Raw genomic sequence first — 16,450 nt, 5'->3', positions numbered from 1 at the left:
CCACTATGTTTAAAAATCTGCGCTGGACAATCGTACTGCTGTTGTTTCTTGTTTACATGATCAATTACCTCGATCGTGTTGCCCTCTCCCTGACCTTACCGCTGGTAGAAAAAGATCTGGCGATCAACGCCGAACAGTTCGGCATGATCTTCGGCAGCTTCTTCTTCGGCTACGCGCTGTTCAACTTCGTCGGCGGCGTCGCCACGGATCGCTTCGGGCCGAAAATCGTGCTCGGCATCGCGGTCGGCATGTGGTCGCTGTTCTGCGGCATGACCGCGCTGGCGACCGGCTTCTGGTCGATGCTGATCCTGCGCGTGCTGTTCGGCATGGCGGAAGGCCCAATCTGCGCCTCCGCCAATAAAGCGATTAACGGCTGGTTCCCGAAAAAACAGGCCGCCACCGCCATGGGCCTGCTGAGCGCCGGTTCGCCGCTGGGCGGCGCGGTGGCCGGTCCGATTATCGGCTATCTCGCCCTCGCCTTCGGCTGGCGTCCGGCCTTTGTCATCATCTGCCTGATCGGGCTGGTGTGGATGGCGATCTGGCTGTTCGTCTCGGCGGACAACCCGGCGAAAAGCCGTCACGTCTCTGCAGAAGAGCGCGCGCTGGTGGATCAGCTGAAAGCCGAGCAGCCGGGCGAAGAGGCGGATCTGGCGCAGGCGTCGCACGGCTTCGGCTACTATCTGCGTCAGCCGATTATCCTGGTCACCGCCTTCGCCTTCTTCTGCTACAACTACATTCTGTTTTTCTTCCTGAGCTGGTTCCCGGCCTATCTGGTGCAGGCGCACGGCCTCGATATTAAATCGATGTCGATCACCACCATGATCCCGTGGATTGTCGGCTTCGTCGGCCTGGCGCTGGGCGGCTGGATCTCTGACAAGATCTTCAATATTACCGGCAAGTTACTGCTGTCGCGTAAAATTGTGCTGGTGGTCTCACTGTTCGCCGCCGCCGTTTGTGTGGCGCTGGCGGGTACGGTAAAAGAGGTCAACTCTGCGGTGATGATGATGTCGATCTCGATTTTCTTCCTCTACATCACCGGCGCGATCTACTGGGCGATTATTCAGGACGTGGTGCACAAGAGCCGCGTCGGCAGCATCAGCGGCTTTATCCATCTGGTGGGCAGCCTGTCGGGCATCATCGGCCCGATCGTCACCGGCTTTATCGTGCAGCACACAGGCAAATTCGACAGCGCCTTTGTGCTGGCCGGCGTTGTCGCCGCCGTCGGCGCCTTCCTGGTGCTGTTCGTTATCCGCAGCCCGAAAGCGAGCAGCAAGCCCGTTTCGGTATAAACAGACGCATATGACTGAATCACGGGGCGCAGGACGCCCCGTTTGCCATAAGGACGGACTATGTTAGAGATTGATCGCCTTCCCGCCGACGTGCAGCGCCCGCGCTACGATCGCCGCCAACTGAAAACCCGCATGGTGCATATCGGCTTCGGCGCGTTCCATCGCGCGCACCAGGCGCTCTGCAGCGACAAACTGGCGGAACAGGGCAGCGACTGGGGCTATTGTGAAGTTAACCTCAACAGCGGCGATCTGATCCAGGCGCTGCGTCAGCAGGATCATCTGTATACCCTCACCGAGATGGCCGACGACTCGCTGCAGACGCGCGTGATCGGCGTGATCACCTCGGCGCTGCACGGCAAAGGCGACGGCATCGAGGCGGTGATCGCCGCCATGAGCCAGCCAGAGGTGGCGATCGTTTCCATGACGGTGACGGAAAAAGGCTACTGCCATCATCCCGCCAGCGGCGATCTCAACCCGGACCATCCCGATATTGTGCATGACCTGGCCCATCCCGATGCGCCGCGCTCGCTGCCGGGCCTGATTCTGGCAGCGATCCGCCGCCGCCGCGACGCGGGCCTGCCGCCGTTCAGCGTGATGTCCTGCGACAATATGCCGGAAAACGGCCACGTCACGCGCAATGTGATCGTGCAGCTGGCGCAGCGTCAGGATAGCGCGCTAGCGGACTATATCCAGCAGCATGTCACCTTCCCTTCCACCATGGTCGATCGCATCGTGCCAGCAATGACCGACAGCGCCTTTGCCCAGCTGGCTGAGCGCCTGGGCAGTCGCGATCCGGTGGCGGTGGAAGCGGAACCCTTTTTCCAGTGGGTGATCGAGGATAACTTCGTCAGCGGTCGGCCAGCCTGGGAGCAGGCGGGCGCGGAGCTGGTGAGCGACGTGCTGCCGTTCGAAGAGATGAAGCTGCGCATGCTTAACGGCAGCCACTCGTTTCTGGCCTATCTCGGCTTCCTCTCTGGCTATGAGCACATCAGCGACTGCATGGCCGACGCAAACCTGCGCACCGCCGCGCGCAGGCTGATGCTGGAGCAGCAGGCGCCGACGCTGCGCACTCAGGGCGTGGATCTCACCGCCTATGCCGACTCGCTGATCGCCCGCTATGAAAACCGCGCGATTAAGCATCGTACTTACCAGATCGCCACCGACGGCACGCAGAAGCTGCCGCAGCGCCTGCTCGACAGCGTGCGCTGGCGCCTGAAAAATGGCAGCAACTGCGATCTGCTGCTGCTGGGCGTGGCGGGCTGGATGCGCTATGTCGGCGGCGTGGATGAGCAAGGCGCGCCGATCGAGATCCGCGATCCGCTGAAGGCGGAACTGGCGGAGCGCGTGGCCAACAGCGCCGAGGGCGAAGCGCGCGTCAGGGCGCTGCTGGGCATCAAAGCGGTATTCGGCGAGGATCTGGCGCAGAATGCGGCGGTGGTGGCAACGCTGACGCGCTTCTGGCTGCAGCTGCGCGAGCACGGCGCGCGCGCCACGGTGGCGCAGGCGGTCAACTCGCTGTAATTGTTCAGTATCAAAAGCACTGGCGCAGTCGCAGCGCGCTGATTAGACTGACACTTTCCCAACGGGCTGGCTGCGGCCAGCCGTAATACGGATATGCCGCATGTCAATCGCCTATACCATCACCACCAGCGAGCCGGTTAACCAGCAGATTTATCGTTATCTGCGCAAGGATATCGTGACCTGCGTCATCCAGCCGGGTTCGCTGCTGTCAGAAAAAGAAGTGTCGGCCCGCTTTAACGTGTCGCGTCAGCCGGTGCGCGAAGCCTTTATCAAGCTGGCGGAGGCGGGACTGGTGCAGGTGCTGCCGCAGCGCGGCACCTTCGTGCGCAAGATCTCCGCGCGTCGCGTCGCGGATGGCCGCTTTATTCGCGAAGCGGTAGAGGTGTCGGTGGTGCGCCGTGCGGCGCTGGAGATTGAGCCCGTGGCGCTGATGGCGCTGGAGCACAATCTTCAGCTGCAAAAGATGGCGGCGGAACGCCACGACAGCCAGGCGTTTCTCAGCCTTGACGATGAATTTCACCGTCTGATCGCCGAGAGCATCCACTGCGCGCTGGCGTGGGAGACGGTAGAAAATATCAAAGCGGCGATGGACCGGGTGCGCTTTCTGACGCTGAGTGAGGTCTCGCCGCCGGAAAGCCTGATTGAGCAGCATGAAGAGATTCTGTCAGCGCTGAAGGCGCATGATGCCGATGCCGCCGAAGCGGCGATGCGTCGTCATTTGCAGGAGATGATTTTCTCTATTACCCCTATCGCCGAGCGCAACAGCGAGTGGTTCGAGTCGCTGTAATCCGTCCTGAACATCCCTGAAAAGGCCAGCGCTGCTGGCCTTTTCTCTCTCTGACGTTTACCACCAGCGATGAAAGTGATGCACCGGCCCGATGCCGTTGCCCACCTCCAGCGTATCGGCCTCGACCAGCGCCTGCTGCAGCCAGCTTTTCGCCTCGCGCAGGGTGTCGGCCCAGCCGTCATAACGCGGGCGCAGCGCCGCCAGTGCGGCGGAGAGCGAGCAGCCGGTGCCGTGGGTATGGCGCGTATTGACGCGCGGCGCGGTAAAACGCTGCGCGCCGTCGCGGGCGATGAGCCAGTCCGGGCTTTCGCTGTCGCCGAGATGACCGCCTTTCATCAGCACCGCCTGACAGCCGAGCGCCAGCAGCGCTTCGCCCTGAGCAAGCATCTCCTCTTCACTGCGCGCTGGCGCACAGTCGAGCAGCGCCGCCGCCTCCGGCAGATTGGGGGTGATCAGCGACACCTGCGGCAGCAGCAGCTCGCGCACGCTGGCGATAGCGTCAGGCGATAGCAAGGGATCGCCGCTTTTCGCCACCATCACCGTGTCCAGCACCACGAACGGGATATCGGCGCGCTTTAGCTGTTCCGCCACAATACGCACGATGGCGGTTTCCGACAGCATGCCGATTTTCGCCGTGTCGATGCGCACGTCGCTCAGCACCGAATCAAGCTGCGCGCCGACAAAAGCGGGATCGATGCGATAAACCGACTGTACGCCACGTGTGTTCTGCGCCACCAGCGCGGTGATGACGCTGGTGCCGTAGGCGCCGAGCGCCGAAAAGGCTTTAAGGTCGGCCTGGATGCCGGCGCCGCCGCTGGGATCGGTGCCGGCAATCGTCAGCGCGTTGATACGTTTCATGCGCGCGCCTCCTGTGCCAGCTGCCACAGGGCATCGATAAACAGCGTGGCGAAGCTGCCGGGCGCGGCGGTCTGGGCGGCAGCGCGTTCGCCCGCCAGCGTCATGACGCGGCAGGCGCTGGCGACGTTATCCCGCCTGTCACCCGGCAGGCTGCAAAAGGCGGCGACCACGGCGGAAAGCGCGCAGCCGGTGCCGACCACGCGCGTCATCAGCGCGCTGCCGCCAGCGATACTCAGCGTTTTATGGCCGTCGGTGACGTAATCGACCTCGCCGCTGATGACGACCAGCGTCTGATGCTTTTGCGCCAGCTCGTGCGCCGCCTCCAGCGCCGCCTCCGCCTGATGCTGCGAATCTACGCCGCGCCCGCCCGCGCCCTGCTGCGCCAGCGCAAGAATTTCAGACGCGTTGCCGCGCACCGCGGCAGGCCGCAGCGCAAGAAGCTGCTGGCAGAATTCGCTGCGCAGGCGCAGCGCCCCGACCGCCACCGGATCGAGCACCCAGGGCTGTTGCGCCGCGTTGGCGGCCTGCACCGCCGCCAGCATGGCGTCGCGGCGCTCGCGGGTCAGGGTGCCGACGTTGATCAGCAACGCGTCGGCCATCGCGGCAAACTGCGTGGCCTCGTCAGGATCGATCACCATAGCGGGCGAAGCGTGAAGCGCCAGCAGGACGTTGGCGGTGATGTTCTGCACCACGTCGTTGGTCATGCAGTGCACCAGCGGCTGGCGCTGAACGAAGCGGGCGAGAACGGGCGCGAAGTGCGCGTCAGAAAAGCGTTGAGGTTGATGGATCATCATAACTCCCAACCGGCGAACAAGAAGGCGAATGCGGTCAGGCATCTGACTTCCCTACGCTGGCATTATCCAGATCAGGTAATACGGGTATTTCTCAGCCCTGTATACAGGGGCACCCCGAGTCATTAAAGTAAATCTCTCATTACTTTTCACCAGCATACGGGAAGTGTCGCTTGCAAAGCAAGCTGGCCTATCTACATTCGCCTTCTTGATCGCCGGGAACGGATAAAGCTTAAATACCTCACCTTTGACCTCACAATTTACCCCACCTTTGACCTCACCTAGGCATTATCCAAAAGATTTAATAAATGACCCAACGTGCCGATTAACAAAGATGCCTGGTTGACAGGCTGCCTGATGCAAGCCCCCGCCAAACTTGAGTTTGGAAAAAGAAATAAAAAGGAAGTTAAAGTTTTTCTTGGGGGTGACGATAGTAGGTATGACGGCGCTGAAGCCGAAGGGGTTTAAGCCCAAACCTTAACCAAATGATTTGATTAATAGGAACTTTTACCATGGCTCAAGTAATTAACACCAACAGCCTCTCGCTGATCACTCAGAACAACATCAACAAGAACCAGTCTGCTCTGTCTACCTCTATCGAGCGTCTGTCTTCTGGTCTTCGTATCAACAGCGCGAAAGATGACGCTGCTGGTCAGGCAATTGCCAACCGCTTTACATCTAACATTAACGGCCTGACTCAGGCTGCCCGTAATGCTAACGACGGTATTTCACTGGCGCAGACCACTGAAGGATCGCTGTCAGAAATTAACAACAACTTACAGCGTATCCGTGAACTGACTGTTCAAGCGCAAAACGGCACCAACTCTGATTCTGACCTGTCATCAATCCAGGACGAAATCACTTCACGCCTGGCTGAAATTGATCGTGTTTCTGATCAGACCCAGTTTAACGGTGTGAAAGTTCTCTCGACTAATCAGTCTATGAAAATTCAGGTTGGCGCTAATGATGGACAAACTATCAGCATCGACCTGAGCAAAATTAACAGTGATACATTAGGTCTGAAAGATTTCAATGTAGCCAGCGGCTACTCGAATGCTGAAGCAGGCACCTTAAAAGATTCTAACGATGTTGCTGTATCAAGCAGCAATATTAAGGATTCAGACGGAAACAGCGTGACCCTGCTGAAGTATAAATCAGGTGGTGCTGACGCTTATGCCGTTAAAGATTCAGATACCGGCAAATACATGAAGGTAGACCTTTCCAATGATGTTACGGTCACCGACGCCGATGGAAGCACCCCTGCATCAGCAGTCATTACTCTCGGCACTGATGAGGTTGATGATAATGATGTGGTCCAAACCACTGACCCGTTAGCCGCACTGGATGAGGCAATCTCTCAGGTTGATGATTTCCGTTCCAGCCTGGGTGCGGTGCAGAACCGTCTGGATTCAGCGGTCACTAACCTGAACAACACTACTACTAACCTGTCTGAAGCACAGTCCCGTATTCAGGATGCTGACTACGCTACTGAAGTTTCAAACATGTCTAAAGCACAGATCATCCAGCAGGCGGGTAACTCAGTGTTGGCTAAAGCTAACCAAGTTCCGCAGCAGGTATTGTCTCTGCTTCAGGGCTAATAGCTCAAGGCTCCCCCGCATTTGCGGGGGGCTTTATTTTCAACCGTAAAAGCATTGCCATTACAGTGTGTTTACTGATGAAATACCCCCAATTTTAAGTCTACTTTTAGGTTGCATAGTTGTCGAAATGATCAGGCGTCAAGCATACAAGTTTCAATTGAAACCAACTCCAGAACAGATTGCTTCTATGAAGTCATTCGCTGGTGCTTGTCGTTTTGTCTACAATCGTGCTCTAACTATGCAAAGCGACATCTGGCGAAATGGTGATCGCTACATCCCTTATAATAAAATGGCACCGTGGCTAGTTGAATGGAAAAGCCAAGAAGAAATGTCATGGTTGAGCAATGCCCCTTCCCAAATCCTTCAACAATCATTGAAGGATCTTGATAAAGCATTCAACAATCTCTTTGCACGTAGAGCAACCTTTCCTTCTCCAAAAAAGAAGGGCAAAAATGATGCATTCCGTTATCCCACTCAGCGTGTGAAGCTTGATGAAGGCAATGAAAGAATCCAATTGCCTAAGTTAGGTTGGGTGCGTTACAGAAAAAGTCGCTCCATTACAGGCGTGGTTAAAAACGTCACGGTTTCAATGAAACTGGATAAATGGTATGTGAGTTTGCAGACCGAAGCTGAGGTTGATGAGCCTTCATCGCAGCAATCATCAATGATAGGTCTTGATACCAGCAACATTGAATGCATCACCACTTCTGACAGCACTGATTTTTTGTCTCAGGCATCTTTACCCAAAATGGAAAAGTCTCTTGAGAAAAACATTAAGCGTCTGCGCAAGAAGAAGAGATTTAGCTCTAATTGGGTCAAACAAAGGCACAAAGTAAACCGCTTGTTAAATCGCATTTCGAATATGCGTAAAGACCATTTCCATAAGATTTCAACAACACTAAGCAAAAACCACGCGATTGTTGTGATCGAAAATCTTGAGGCTGCAACCTCTTTATCCAAGCGTCCTAAGAGCACTAAACGTTTCCTGTCCAACGAGACTTATGAATTGACAAGGCAGCTTGATTACAAGCTGATTTGGAATGGCGGCGAACTTGTGACCGTGCGCGAACGCGATAACAATTTCAAGCCAGTTTCAGATGACGCCTCAAGCAACCATTATGGCAAGCTAAGGGCTGAAAGGATTTTAGCGGCAGGGCATGCCGTTATTGCCTGTGGAGGAGCGGAGTTATTAGGCCATCCGATGAAACAGGAACCCTCAGAAGATGGCAAAAGCACCGCCAACTTGCTGTAAGTTCGGATTATCCGCGCCGGATGTCAACGTCTGCCCTTAACTTTGAGTTGTGTGGCAAAACAAAAAAGTTTCTAGCCATTTATGAGCATACAATCAGAAAAAAAGCAATAGACTTATGTTGACATTTAATTTCATTTGTGGTATTTTAACGCCGAAGTTGCGAGCGATAGCGAGTAGTGGTATTGTTTAATTATTCTCTGTAGCTATGTTTCATGTAGTAGATGACTATCGTAGATAGGAGTCTACGGAATGGAACATAGCTACAGAATGTATCCCTTCCTGTAAGGGAAAAGGGATAAGATCATTGAATGGTTAGATGCATCACTTTACTCTAGTGATAACTAACGTTAGTTCCAATCTCCCTGATCTAACAGATGAAACACTACACAGTTAACAAAGTTCAGATTGAACTTAACCTTAGAGGTTATCCTGCTGAGATAACTCACAACATCTCACACTTCCTGTAATCCCCTCTTACGCACTCTATTCTCCAACCTTAACCCAACAACCAATTGTATTGAGCGTGCTTCTTAGAACGTCACAGGAGCTACTTTACCCATCTATAAATAGTTGCCCTGCTCACTTTGTGCCGTTCCACTAATTCACTAATGTCCACGCCCTTCCTGTAGTCCTGAATCACCCCGTCCTTAATAGAGAAATTGTGCGTTGAAGGCTTACCGGGCTTACGTCCTGCAACCGTGCATAACTCCTTCCCTGAATCGGCACAGGCTACAGTTATGCGCTTATCTCCTGCACAGTGTTCTTTTCTGAACACAACAACACAAATTGGTAATGGTGATCTCACGCTCTCAAGCCGGGCAGGATGGATGAACTTAACGCCACGGTGTAGAAACCTGATTTCGTGGCAGTGAGGGTTAGCGAACACGCCAGAGAGAAAATATGTCGCCTGTGGTCTGGCTGCAATCACGAATATGGATAAGTCAGCCTCACCTGCTTTCGTAAGGAAATCAGCCGTCATTGAGAAAGGAGGATTGCAAAACACCCTCTCACCTTCCCAGCTTTGAATCAGTGCATCAGCCTCAGCATCCCAATACCGATCACACACTGCATTGTCAGCATCTGCTGCCGCATCAACCGTGAAATCAAATTCATTGTCTAATTCCCTTAACAATTGAAACGGCGTGCGCCAGTCATCCTTACCGCCATTGTTAACACCGTGCCGGATGTATCGAAAGCATTCGTCCCTGATAGTAATGGCCTGCTCCTGAATCCCATAACTCGCTCTAATAGCGAGATATTATGTTTACAAAACAGCCGTCATTCAAGCTAACTTTCTTCCCATTAGATACCACCCAACAACTGTCACGACATACCACAGACAACAGAAACAAGTCAATAAATAAAAATTGACATTTTGTGCTAAATCTGTTATTATAAGAGTGTAGGGTAAGCAAAGCGCGAGATTCCATCTCACAGAGTTTACTTCTCCCTATCGAGCTTTGAGCATCACTGGCCCAGCCGGGATCGCGTCACACAGCACCATTTCATAGCAAACCTTCACACACGAGTGAACCCAAATCTCCCGCGCGATTGCCGCGCTCATTATCTATCCCTGTCATCCAAGCAGGTCTCCAGTAATAAGCCGGAACATTCCTTTCGCCGTGGGATTTTTTTTCAACTTAACAAAAGGAAAACTCATACAGATGAGTGACAAAGATAGCAGCAATTCGCTGCACCTCATTGAGGCGTGGATGCCTCGATTCGAATATCACGTTTACCGCGACCGTTTACGCAGTCACAACCTTCCGACAACCCCAACCCGCGTGGCCTTCCTGTATTGGGCTGAACAGATGATGAAGCACTGCTTCACCTTTGAAGATTTCCTTCAGGAATGGGACAACGGCAACCCGCATCGCGTAATCAATCAGTGGCTGGAATCGGGACTTATTCAGAAGGACTTCTACAACGGCGAGTGGTATTTCGTCACTGAATACGCGGCAGATAACAAGTCACCGTTTACGTGTAAAAGGGCTTTGTTGAATAAATCGAACTTTTGCTGAGTTGAAGGATCAGATCACGTATCTTCCCGACAACGCAGACCGTTCCGTGGCAAAGCAAAAGTTCAAAATCACCAACTGGCCCACCTACAATAAAGCCCTCATCAACCGTGGCTCCATAACTTTCTGGCTGGATGATGAAGCTATTCAGGCCTGGTATGAGTCAGCAACACCTTCTTCACGAGGCAGACCTCAGCGCTATTCTGACCTTGCCATCACGACTGTGCTGGTCATTAAACGCGTATTCAGGCTGACCCTGCGCGCTGCGCAGGGCTTTATTGATTCCATTTTTTCTCTGATGAACGTTCCGCTACGCTGCCCGGATTACAGCTGTGTCAGCAGGCGGGCAAAGTCGGTTAATGTCAGTTTCAAAACGCCCACCCGGGGTGAAATCGCACACCTGGTAATTGATTCCACCGGGCTGAAGGTCTTCGGTGAAGGCGAGTGGAAAGTCAAAAAGCATGGCCAGGAACGCCGCCGTATCTGGCGTAAGCTGCATCTCGCCGTTGACAGTAAAACACATGAAATCATCTGCGCTGACCTGTCGCTGAACAACGTTACGGACTCAGAGGCCTTCCCCGGGTTAATCCGGCAAACCCACCGGAAAATCAGGTCAGCCGCCGCCGATGGCGCTTACGATACCCGGCTATGTCACGATGAACTGCGGCGTAAGAAAATCAGCGCGCTTATCCCTCCCCGAAAAGGTGCGGGTTACTGGCCCGGTGAATATGCAGACCGTAACCGTGCAGTGGCTAATCAGCGAATGACCGGGAGTAATGCGCGGTGGAAATGGACAACAGATTACAACCGTCGCTCGATAGCGGAAACGGCGATGTACCGGGTAAAACAGCTGTTCGGGGGTTCACTGACACTGCGTGACTACGATGGTCAGGTTGCAGAGGCTATGGCCCTGGTACGAGCGCTGAACAAAATGACGAAAGCAGGTATGCCTGAAAGCGTGCGTATTGCCTGAAAACACAACCCGCTACGGGGGAGACTTACCCGAAATCTGATTTATTCAACAAAGCCAGGCTGAGGCGGAGAGACCGTCTGTAGGACTCTTTTCAAGTATCCCCTTGGCATCAGTTAGGAAGGTTTTGAACAGGCTTTTGTAGATCTTCAGATGCTTATGCATCGCTTCATCACCTACAAGATCAGCCTCTGGAACGTCTTCAAGTGCAATCAATTGTTCCAGCGTCATAGAGCGGTATGGCTGCACTACGCGCTTGGGCAGATTTTCAACCACTTCCATCACTTGCTTAATGTCCTGTTTGTTGACTGTGATTACATCCTTCTCCTTGCCCAGCACAACAAACAAAACCTCCATAAAGCGCTCATTGGCCTGTGCAATTCCACGACTCCACTTTGTGCCTTTAGCCGCCTTATACATTTCCCAGGCCTTAAGGAGTGAAATTCCAGACTTTACCTCTATAGGCTTCACAGCTTTTTCAGACTTTGATTTACCACCTGCAAACGAAAGGACACTTTTCAAATCACCTGCTATTGAGGATTTGATTGCATCAATGCGTTTTGTGAAATCTGTCAGTGCAAGAGTTTGATCTTGGACAAAAGGAACCAGAGGAATCAGCGAAGCCATCATCGCGCTGGCAACACGATAGCTATCAGTGTCGAGGCTACGTTTGAAAGATTTACCGTCAGAGAAACGGAATTGGATGTAATACGTATTCGAACGCTGAAACGTATAACGAAGAGATTTATACCTCATAATGTCACCCTCAATTGACCTCGGTAAAATTTCGAGAGCAACGAGAGATAAGTAACCCGTTGTTTTTACTAAAAACGGGTTACATTTACTTCTTTGACGGCGGCCCTACGCTGGCATTATCCAGATCAGGTATTACGGGTATTTCTCAGCCTTCACAAAGAAGGGCACCCCGAGTCGAATGTTACGTCAGCAGCATAAGAGAGGCGCCTGGCGAAAGCAATACGCCTACCTCTTAAGAGGTATTACCAGTTAGCACGGTTCCGCATGATCTCGATCAAGCCGTCACCGCCGAAAAAAGGACTTAATGCTGCGGGTTTACTTTTCATCAGCTGCGCAAACCCCACCTGCCTGACCCATTAAAAATAATCACAGCATTTCATCGCGTTACGTACCCTTATCCACTTGCTATCGCCATCAGGGACGCACCATGAAGTTTTTTCCGTTTATTCCGCACCGCCACCGCTGGCAGGACATTCATATCTCGCGCGCCAACGCCGTGGCGCCCAACGGCAGATGCTATTTTTCCACCTTTATCTCTGCCCGCTGCCGCACCTGCGACGAAACTCTCCATCGCGTCTACTACAGCGATATCAGCGACGCGCAGGCGCGACGCTGGCTGGGATAAACGCTGCGCTGCTGGGTGACGCTTTTGGCAACAACATGTTAGGCTGATGTAACCTGATGCAGATAACAGACGCGCCATGCCCAGCTTGCTTGATACGCTTACCCATCAGATTTACCTTTCCGCTCCGCTGTTTATTTTAATTCTTCTTGGTTACGCCCTGACGCGTATCGGCAAATGGCCGATTTCTATTAGCGAAGGTATGAACCGCTTTGTGTTCAACGTCGCCCTGCCCTGCATGCTGTTCCGCGTAATGAGCGACTTCTATAAAAGCCCGCCGGTGGATGTGCGGCTGCTGCTGGCCTTTTTCGGCAGTTGCCTGCTGATTTTCATCCTTGGCCGCATCCTGGGCGCGCGGCTGTTTAAGCTCGACGGCGTCGCGGGCACGGTTTTCGCCCTTGGCGGCATCTTTTCCAATAACGTGATGCTGGGCATTCCAGTAGCGACGGTGCTGCTTGGTCCGCAGGCGCTGCCGTCGGTGGCGCTGGTGCTGGTATTCAATAGCCTGATCCTCTGGACGCTACTGACTCTTTCGGTGGAGTGGGCGAAACAGGGCAGCTTTTCGCTGCAGGGCATCGGGCGCACCCTGCTCAGCGTGGCGAAAAATCCGCTGATTATCGGCATCCTTAGCGGCACCGCGTGGAGCTTTTTGAAACAGCCGCTGCCGGCCATCGCCGCTGAACCGCTGCGCATGCTTGGCTCTATCGCCGCGCCGCTGTCGCTGGTGACGCTCGGCATGAGCCTCGCGCATTACCGCGTGCGCGACGGGCTACGCGCAAGCTATACCATCTGTTTGCTGAAGCTGATTTTGCAGCCGATGACCATCTGGGCTATCGCCTGGCTGGTGCGTCTGCCGCCGCTGGAGAGTCGGGTAGTGGTGCTGCTGGGTTCGATGGCGGTCGGCGTTAACGTCTACCTGATGTCGCAGAAGTTCAACGTGCTGACCGGGCCGGCGGCGGCGAGCATGCTTCTTTCCACGCTCTTCGCGGCGGTGACGACGCCGATATGGATGATGCTGATGTCGCTGGCGGGCTACTAAAAAAAAAGCCCCGAGACAGCGGTCCCGGGGCAGTTGCGTGGCTATCGCAAAAACTTATTCAGCCGGTTTAGTGCGGATCAGATAGTCAAAGGCGCTCAGCGAGGCTTTGGCGCCTTCGCCGCTGGCGATGATGATCTGCTTGTACGGCACCGTAGTGCAGTCGCCCGCCGCGAACACGCCTTTCAGGCTGGTTTCGCATTTGGCGTCAATCAGGATCTCGCCCACTTTATTGCGCTCGACTGCGCCTTCCAGCCAGGTGGTGTTCGGCAGCAGGCCAATCTGCACGAAGATACCGCTCAGCGCGATATCGTGCGCCGTCTGGTTGTTGCGATCGATATAGGCCAGGCCGGTGACTTTGCTGCCGTCGCCTTTCACTTCGGTGGTCTGCGCGTTCAGGATCACGTCAACGTTTTTCAGGCTGCGCAGTTTGTTCTGCAGCACCTGATCGGCGCGCATTTCGCCCGCGAACTCCAGCAGGGTGACGTGCTCGACGATACCCGCCAGGTCGATAGCCGCTTCCACGCCGGAGTTGCCGCCGCCAATGACCGCGACGCGCTTGCCTTTAAACAGCGGGCCGTCGCAGTGCGGGCAGTAGGTCACGCCCTTGGTGCGATACTGCTCTTCGCCCGGTACGCCCATGTTGCGCCAGCGCGCGCCGGTGGCGATGATAATGCTGCGTGATTTCAGCACCGCGCCTGAGGCGGTTTCAATGGCGTGCAGGCCACCCGCTTTCGCCGCCGGGATCAGCTTGATGGCGCTCTGGGTGTCAATCACGTCAACGTCGTAGTCGTCAACGTGGGCGCGCAGCGAGCCAGCCAGCTTCGCGCCTTCGGTTTTCTGCACGGAGATGTAGTTTTCGATATCCACGGTGTCGAGCACCTGGCCGCCGAAACGCTCGCCCATCAGGCCGGTACGGATGCCCTTACGCGCCGAGTAGATGGCCGCCGCCGCGCCCGCCGGGCCGCTGCCGACAATCAGCACTTCATAGGCGTCGCGCTTGTTCAGCTCTTCCGCCGCGCGTTTCTCTGCATTGGTGTCGACCTTGCCGACGATCTCAGCGAGGCTCATGCGGCCCTGACCGAACTCTTTGCCGTTCAGGTAAACCGCCGGCACGCCCATCACATTGCGCTCGGTGATCTCGTTCTGGAACATGCCGCCGTCAATCGCCGTGTGCGAGACGCGCGGGTTGATGATCGCCATCAGGTTCAACGCCTGCACTACGTCAGGACAGTTGTGGCATGACAGCGAGTAATAGGTTTCGAAATGCAGGTCGCTATCCAGCGCCGCAACCTGGTCCAGCAGGCTCTGCGTCTCTTTCGACGGATGACCGCCGGTCTGCAGCAGCGCCAGCACCAGTGAGGTGAACTCATGACCCATCGGCGAACCGGCAAAGCGCGGGCCGCTGTGTGAGCCAGGGTTGGTGATCAGGAATGAGGGTTTACGCACCGGACGATCGTTCTCTTCGCGGAAGCTGACTTTTTCAGACAGGCTGGCGATATCTGCCAGCAAATCGCGAATTTCCGCTGATTTGGCGCCATCGTCCAGGGTGGCGATTAACTCAACAGGCCTGGTTAATTTCTCAAGGTAGGCCTTGAGCTGGGTTTTTAAATTGGTGTCGAGCATAGTGAGTTCCTGTCAGAAGAAATCGGGTGCCGCAGCACCCGATAGAGAAAGATCGAAAAACCGGGTCGAAATTAGATTTTGCCAACCAGGTCCAGAGACGGAGCCAGAGTAGCGTCGCCTTCTTTCCATTTAGCCGGGCACACTTCGCCTGGGTGAGAAGCAACGTACTGTGCCGCTTTCACTTTACGCAGCAGGTCAGACGCGTCGCGGCCGATACCTTCAGCGGTGATTTCGATTGCCTGGATGATGCCTTCCGGGTCAACGATGAAGGTGCCGCGGTCAGCCAGACCTTCTGCTTCGCGCATGATTTCGAAGTTGCGGGTCAGCGCGCCAGTCGGGTCGCCGATCATCGCATACTGGATTTTCGCGATGGTTTCAGAAGAACCGTGCCAGGCTTTGTGGGTAAAGTGGGTGTCGGTAGAAACAGAGTAGATATCTACGCCCAGTTTCTGGAATTCTTCGTAGTGGTCAGCCACGTCGCCCAGCTCGGTCGGGCAAACAAAGGTGAAGTCAGCTGGATAAAAGAAGAAAACACTCCATTTACCTTCAACGTCTTTCTCAGTTACGTCGATGAACTCGCCGTTTTTAAATGCAGCGTTTTTGAACGGTTTGATTTTGGTGTTAATGATAGACATTTGAAGTCCTCCGCTAAAAGATGTGATCTACGTTACAAAATTTTCGGGCCAACTTCTAATACGCAGTCGTTATCAATCAGATAAACGAAAGCTATCAAACGCGGCAAACCGCACCGCTATTGACGCCGCCTGGGCATTCTACACGCAAAGCTTCCTGATTAAACACGCAAAGCACTTTGATTTAACGCCGTTTATCTTTTCATGGAAGAACTGCTAATTTTGTAGAAAAGGTGTTGAGGGAGTTTATCCGTGCAGATTCGTTCGTATACCGAAGCCGATCGTCCATTTCTGAGAACCCTGTTTCTGGCCGCGCGTCGTCATAACTGGCGCTGGCTCGACAGCAGTCACTGGCAGCTGGAGGATTTCGACGCGGTGATTCTGGGAGAAACCGTCTGGGTGGCGGAGCTGGAGGGCCATCGCGTCGGGTTCGCCGGAGTGCTGGAAAACGACAACTTTCTGCACAGCCTCTATGTCGATCCCGCCTGGCAGGGACGCGGCGTCGGCAGCGCGCTGCTGGAAAAGGTTCAGGCACGTTTTTCCAGCACCGGCGCGCTGAAGTGTTTATTGCAGAACAAGGCGGCGCAGGCGTTCTATTTGAAGCACGGCTGGAAAATTATCGCCCAGGGCGAGAGCGAGCAGGGAAAATATGTGCTGATGCACTTTCCGCTGACGTCCTGAGAGGACGCCAGCG

16 protein-coding genes and 2 riboswitches are annotated in these 16,450 nt (G+C 54.6%); of the genes, 10 read left to right on the top strand and 6 right to left on the bottom strand.

The genetic code is table 11. The annotated features are described in order from the left end of the window. Positions 1-5: 5 nt before the first annotated feature. From MC269_RS06125 to MC269_RS06115, 3 genes are all read left to right on the top strand, one after another. Entirely contained in the window at positions 6-1,289 is a 1,284-nt protein-coding gene (locus tag MC269_RS06125; RefSeq protein ID WP_081140465.1) for an MFS transporter, read from the top strand. A 60-nt stretch (positions 1,290-1,349) separates the two neighbouring features. Further along, positions 1,350-2,810 (top strand): mannitol dehydrogenase family protein, encoded by a 1,461-nt coding sequence (locus tag MC269_RS06120; RefSeq protein ID WP_239954445.1) that lies wholly within the window; start codon positions 1,350-1,352, stop codon positions 2,808-2,810. Positions 2,811-2,910: 100 nt separating this feature from the next. Next, a complete protein-coding gene (locus MC269_RS06115; RefSeq protein ID WP_081140463.1) occupies positions 2,911-3,597 on the top strand; it encodes a GntR family transcriptional regulator in 687 nt (228 codons plus the stop codon). Positions 3,598-3,654: 57 nt separating this feature from the next. On the opposite strand, the gene thiD is transcribed toward MC269_RS06115, so the two are convergent. Beyond that, the gene (thiD, locus tag MC269_RS06110) at positions 3,655-4,455 is read right to left on the bottom strand and encodes a bifunctional hydroxymethylpyrimidine kinase/phosphomethylpyrimidine kinase (RefSeq protein ID WP_239954444.1); all 801 of its coding nucleotides are present in this window, start codon (positions 4,453-4,455) and stop codon (positions 3,655-3,657) included. Next, on the bottom strand, positions 4,452-5,246 hold the full coding sequence (thiM, locus tag MC269_RS06105) for a hydroxyethylthiazole kinase (RefSeq protein WP_371824375.1): 795 nt from the start codon (positions 5,244-5,246) through the stop codon (positions 4,452-4,454). The genes thiD and thiM overlap by 4 nt, the downstream gene beginning before the upstream one ends. 34 nt (positions 5,247-5,280) lie before the next feature. After that, positions 5,281-5,376, bottom strand: a riboswitch (TPP riboswitch). 382 nt (positions 5,377-5,758) lie between these two features. Here thiM and MC269_RS06100 point away from each other — a divergent pair. Next, positions 5,759-6,844, top strand: a complete 1,086-nt coding sequence (locus MC269_RS06100) for a FliC/FljB family flagellin (protein ID WP_239954442.1) — start codon at positions 5,759-5,761, stop codon at positions 6,842-6,844. A gap of 127 nt (positions 6,845-6,971) precedes the next feature. Beyond that, positions 6,972-8,096, top strand: coding sequence for a transposase (locus MC269_RS06095; protein WP_239955076.1), 1,125 nt, complete (start codon positions 6,972-6,974; stop codon positions 8,094-8,096). A gap of 547 nt (positions 8,097-8,643) precedes the next feature. Here MC269_RS06095 and MC269_RS06090 read toward each other — a convergent pair. Beyond that, on the bottom strand, positions 8,644-9,228 hold the full coding sequence (locus MC269_RS06090; protein WP_239954441.1) for a DNA N-6-adenine-methyltransferase: 585 nt from the start codon (positions 9,226-9,228) through the stop codon (positions 8,644-8,646). 532 nt (positions 9,229-9,760) lie between these two features. On the opposite strand from MC269_RS06090, the gene MC269_RS06085 reads away from it, so the two are divergent. Together MC269_RS06085 and MC269_RS06080 are read left to right on the top strand one after the other, a co-directional pair. Continuing rightward, positions 9,761-10,117, top strand: a complete 357-nt coding sequence (locus MC269_RS06085) for a hypothetical protein (RefSeq protein WP_239954440.1) — start codon at positions 9,761-9,763, stop codon at positions 10,115-10,117. 1 nt (position 10,118) lies between these two features. Beyond that, positions 10,119-11,087, top strand: a complete 969-nt coding sequence (locus tag MC269_RS06080) for an IS5-like element IS903B family transposase (RefSeq protein WP_000654812.1) — start codon at positions 10,119-10,121, stop codon at positions 11,085-11,087. A 45-nt stretch (positions 11,088-11,132) separates the two neighbouring features. Here the strand turns inward: MC269_RS06080 and MC269_RS06075 are convergent, their stop codons facing one another. Next, complete coding sequence (locus tag MC269_RS06075; RefSeq protein ID WP_239954439.1) at positions 11,133-11,840, bottom strand: hypothetical protein; 708 nt, start codon at positions 11,838-11,840, stop codon at positions 11,133-11,135. Positions 11,841-11,925: 85 nt separating this feature from the next. Next, a riboswitch (TPP riboswitch) is annotated at positions 11,926-12,022 on the bottom strand. 245 nt (positions 12,023-12,267) lie between these two features. Here MC269_RS06075 and MC269_RS06070 point away from each other — a divergent pair. Together MC269_RS06070 and MC269_RS06065 are read left to right on the top strand one after the other, a co-directional pair. Further along, on the top strand, positions 12,268-12,465 hold the full coding sequence (locus tag MC269_RS06070) for a hypothetical protein (protein ID WP_239954437.1): 198 nt from the start codon (positions 12,268-12,270) through the stop codon (positions 12,463-12,465). Between the two features lie 76 nt (positions 12,466-12,541). Beyond that, on the top strand, positions 12,542-13,501 hold the full coding sequence (locus MC269_RS06065; protein WP_239954436.1) for an AEC family transporter: 960 nt from the start codon (positions 12,542-12,544) through the stop codon (positions 13,499-13,501). A 54-nt stretch (positions 13,502-13,555) separates the two neighbouring features. Here MC269_RS06065 and ahpF read toward each other — a convergent pair whose 3' ends face one another. Next, complete coding sequence (ahpF, locus tag MC269_RS06060) at positions 13,556-15,124, bottom strand: alkyl hydroperoxide reductase subunit F (protein ID WP_239954435.1); 1,569 nt, start codon at positions 15,122-15,124, stop codon at positions 13,556-13,558. A 71-nt stretch (positions 15,125-15,195) separates the two neighbouring features. Further along, entirely contained in the window at positions 15,196-15,759 is a 564-nt protein-coding gene (gene ahpC / locus MC269_RS06055; RefSeq protein ID WP_033750273.1) for an alkyl hydroperoxide reductase subunit C, read from the bottom strand. Positions 15,760-16,008: 249 nt separating this feature from the next. Between ahpC and MC269_RS06050 the strand changes: the two genes are divergently transcribed. After that, entirely contained in the window at positions 16,009-16,437 is a 429-nt protein-coding gene (locus MC269_RS06050) for a GNAT family N-acetyltransferase (protein WP_239954434.1), read from the top strand. Positions 16,438-16,450: the final 13 nt, after the last annotated feature.

This window comes from Pantoea sp. Z09 (genome assembly GCF_022394795.1).
Taxonomy (GTDB): domain Bacteria; phylum Pseudomonadota; class Gammaproteobacteria; order Enterobacterales; family Enterobacteriaceae; genus Pantoea; species Pantoea latae.
Note: the sequence above shows the minus strand (reverse complement) of the source record. Positions and strands in the feature narration are given on the sequence as shown.

Coding starts and splice junctions, on each gene's coding strand:
- MC269_RS06125 (WP_081140465.1), top strand. CDS start 6: ATGTTTAAAAATCTGCGCTGGACAATCGTACTGCTGTTGTTTCTTGTT.
- MC269_RS06120 (WP_239954445.1), top strand. CDS start 1,350: ATGTTAGAGATTGATCGCCTTCCCGCCGACGTGCAGCGCCCGCGCTAC.
- MC269_RS06115 (WP_081140463.1), top strand. CDS start 2,911: ATGTCAATCGCCTATACCATCACCACCAGCGAGCCGGTTAACCAGCAG.
- thiD (WP_239954444.1), bottom strand. CDS start 4,455: ATGAAACGTATCAACGCGCTGACGATTGCCGGCACCGATCCCAGCGGC.
- thiM (WP_371824375.1), bottom strand. CDS start 5,246: ATGATCCATCAACCTCAACGCTTTTCTGACGCGCACTTCGCGCCCGTT.
- MC269_RS06100 (WP_239954442.1), top strand. CDS start 5,759: ATGGCTCAAGTAATTAACACCAACAGCCTCTCGCTGATCACTCAGAAC.
- MC269_RS06095 (WP_239955076.1), top strand. CDS start 6,972: ATGATCAGGCGTCAAGCATACAAGTTTCAATTGAAACCAACTCCAGAA.
- MC269_RS06085 (WP_239954440.1), top strand. CDS start 9,761: ATGAGTGACAAAGATAGCAGCAATTCGCTGCACCTCATTGAGGCGTGG.
- MC269_RS06075 (WP_239954439.1), bottom strand. CDS start 11,840: ATGAGGTATAAATCTCTTCGTTATACGTTTCAGCGTTCGAATACGTAT.
- MC269_RS06070 (WP_239954437.1), top strand. CDS start 12,268: ATGAAGTTTTTTCCGTTTATTCCGCACCGCCACCGCTGGCAGGACATT.
- MC269_RS06065 (WP_239954436.1), top strand. CDS start 12,542: ATGCCCAGCTTGCTTGATACGCTTACCCATCAGATTTACCTTTCCGCT.
- ahpF (WP_239954435.1), bottom strand. CDS start 15,124: ATGCTCGACACCAATTTAAAAACCCAGCTCAAGGCCTACCTTGAGAAA.
- ahpC (WP_033750273.1), bottom strand. CDS start 15,759: ATGTCTATCATTAACACCAAAATCAAACCGTTCAAAAACGCTGCATTT.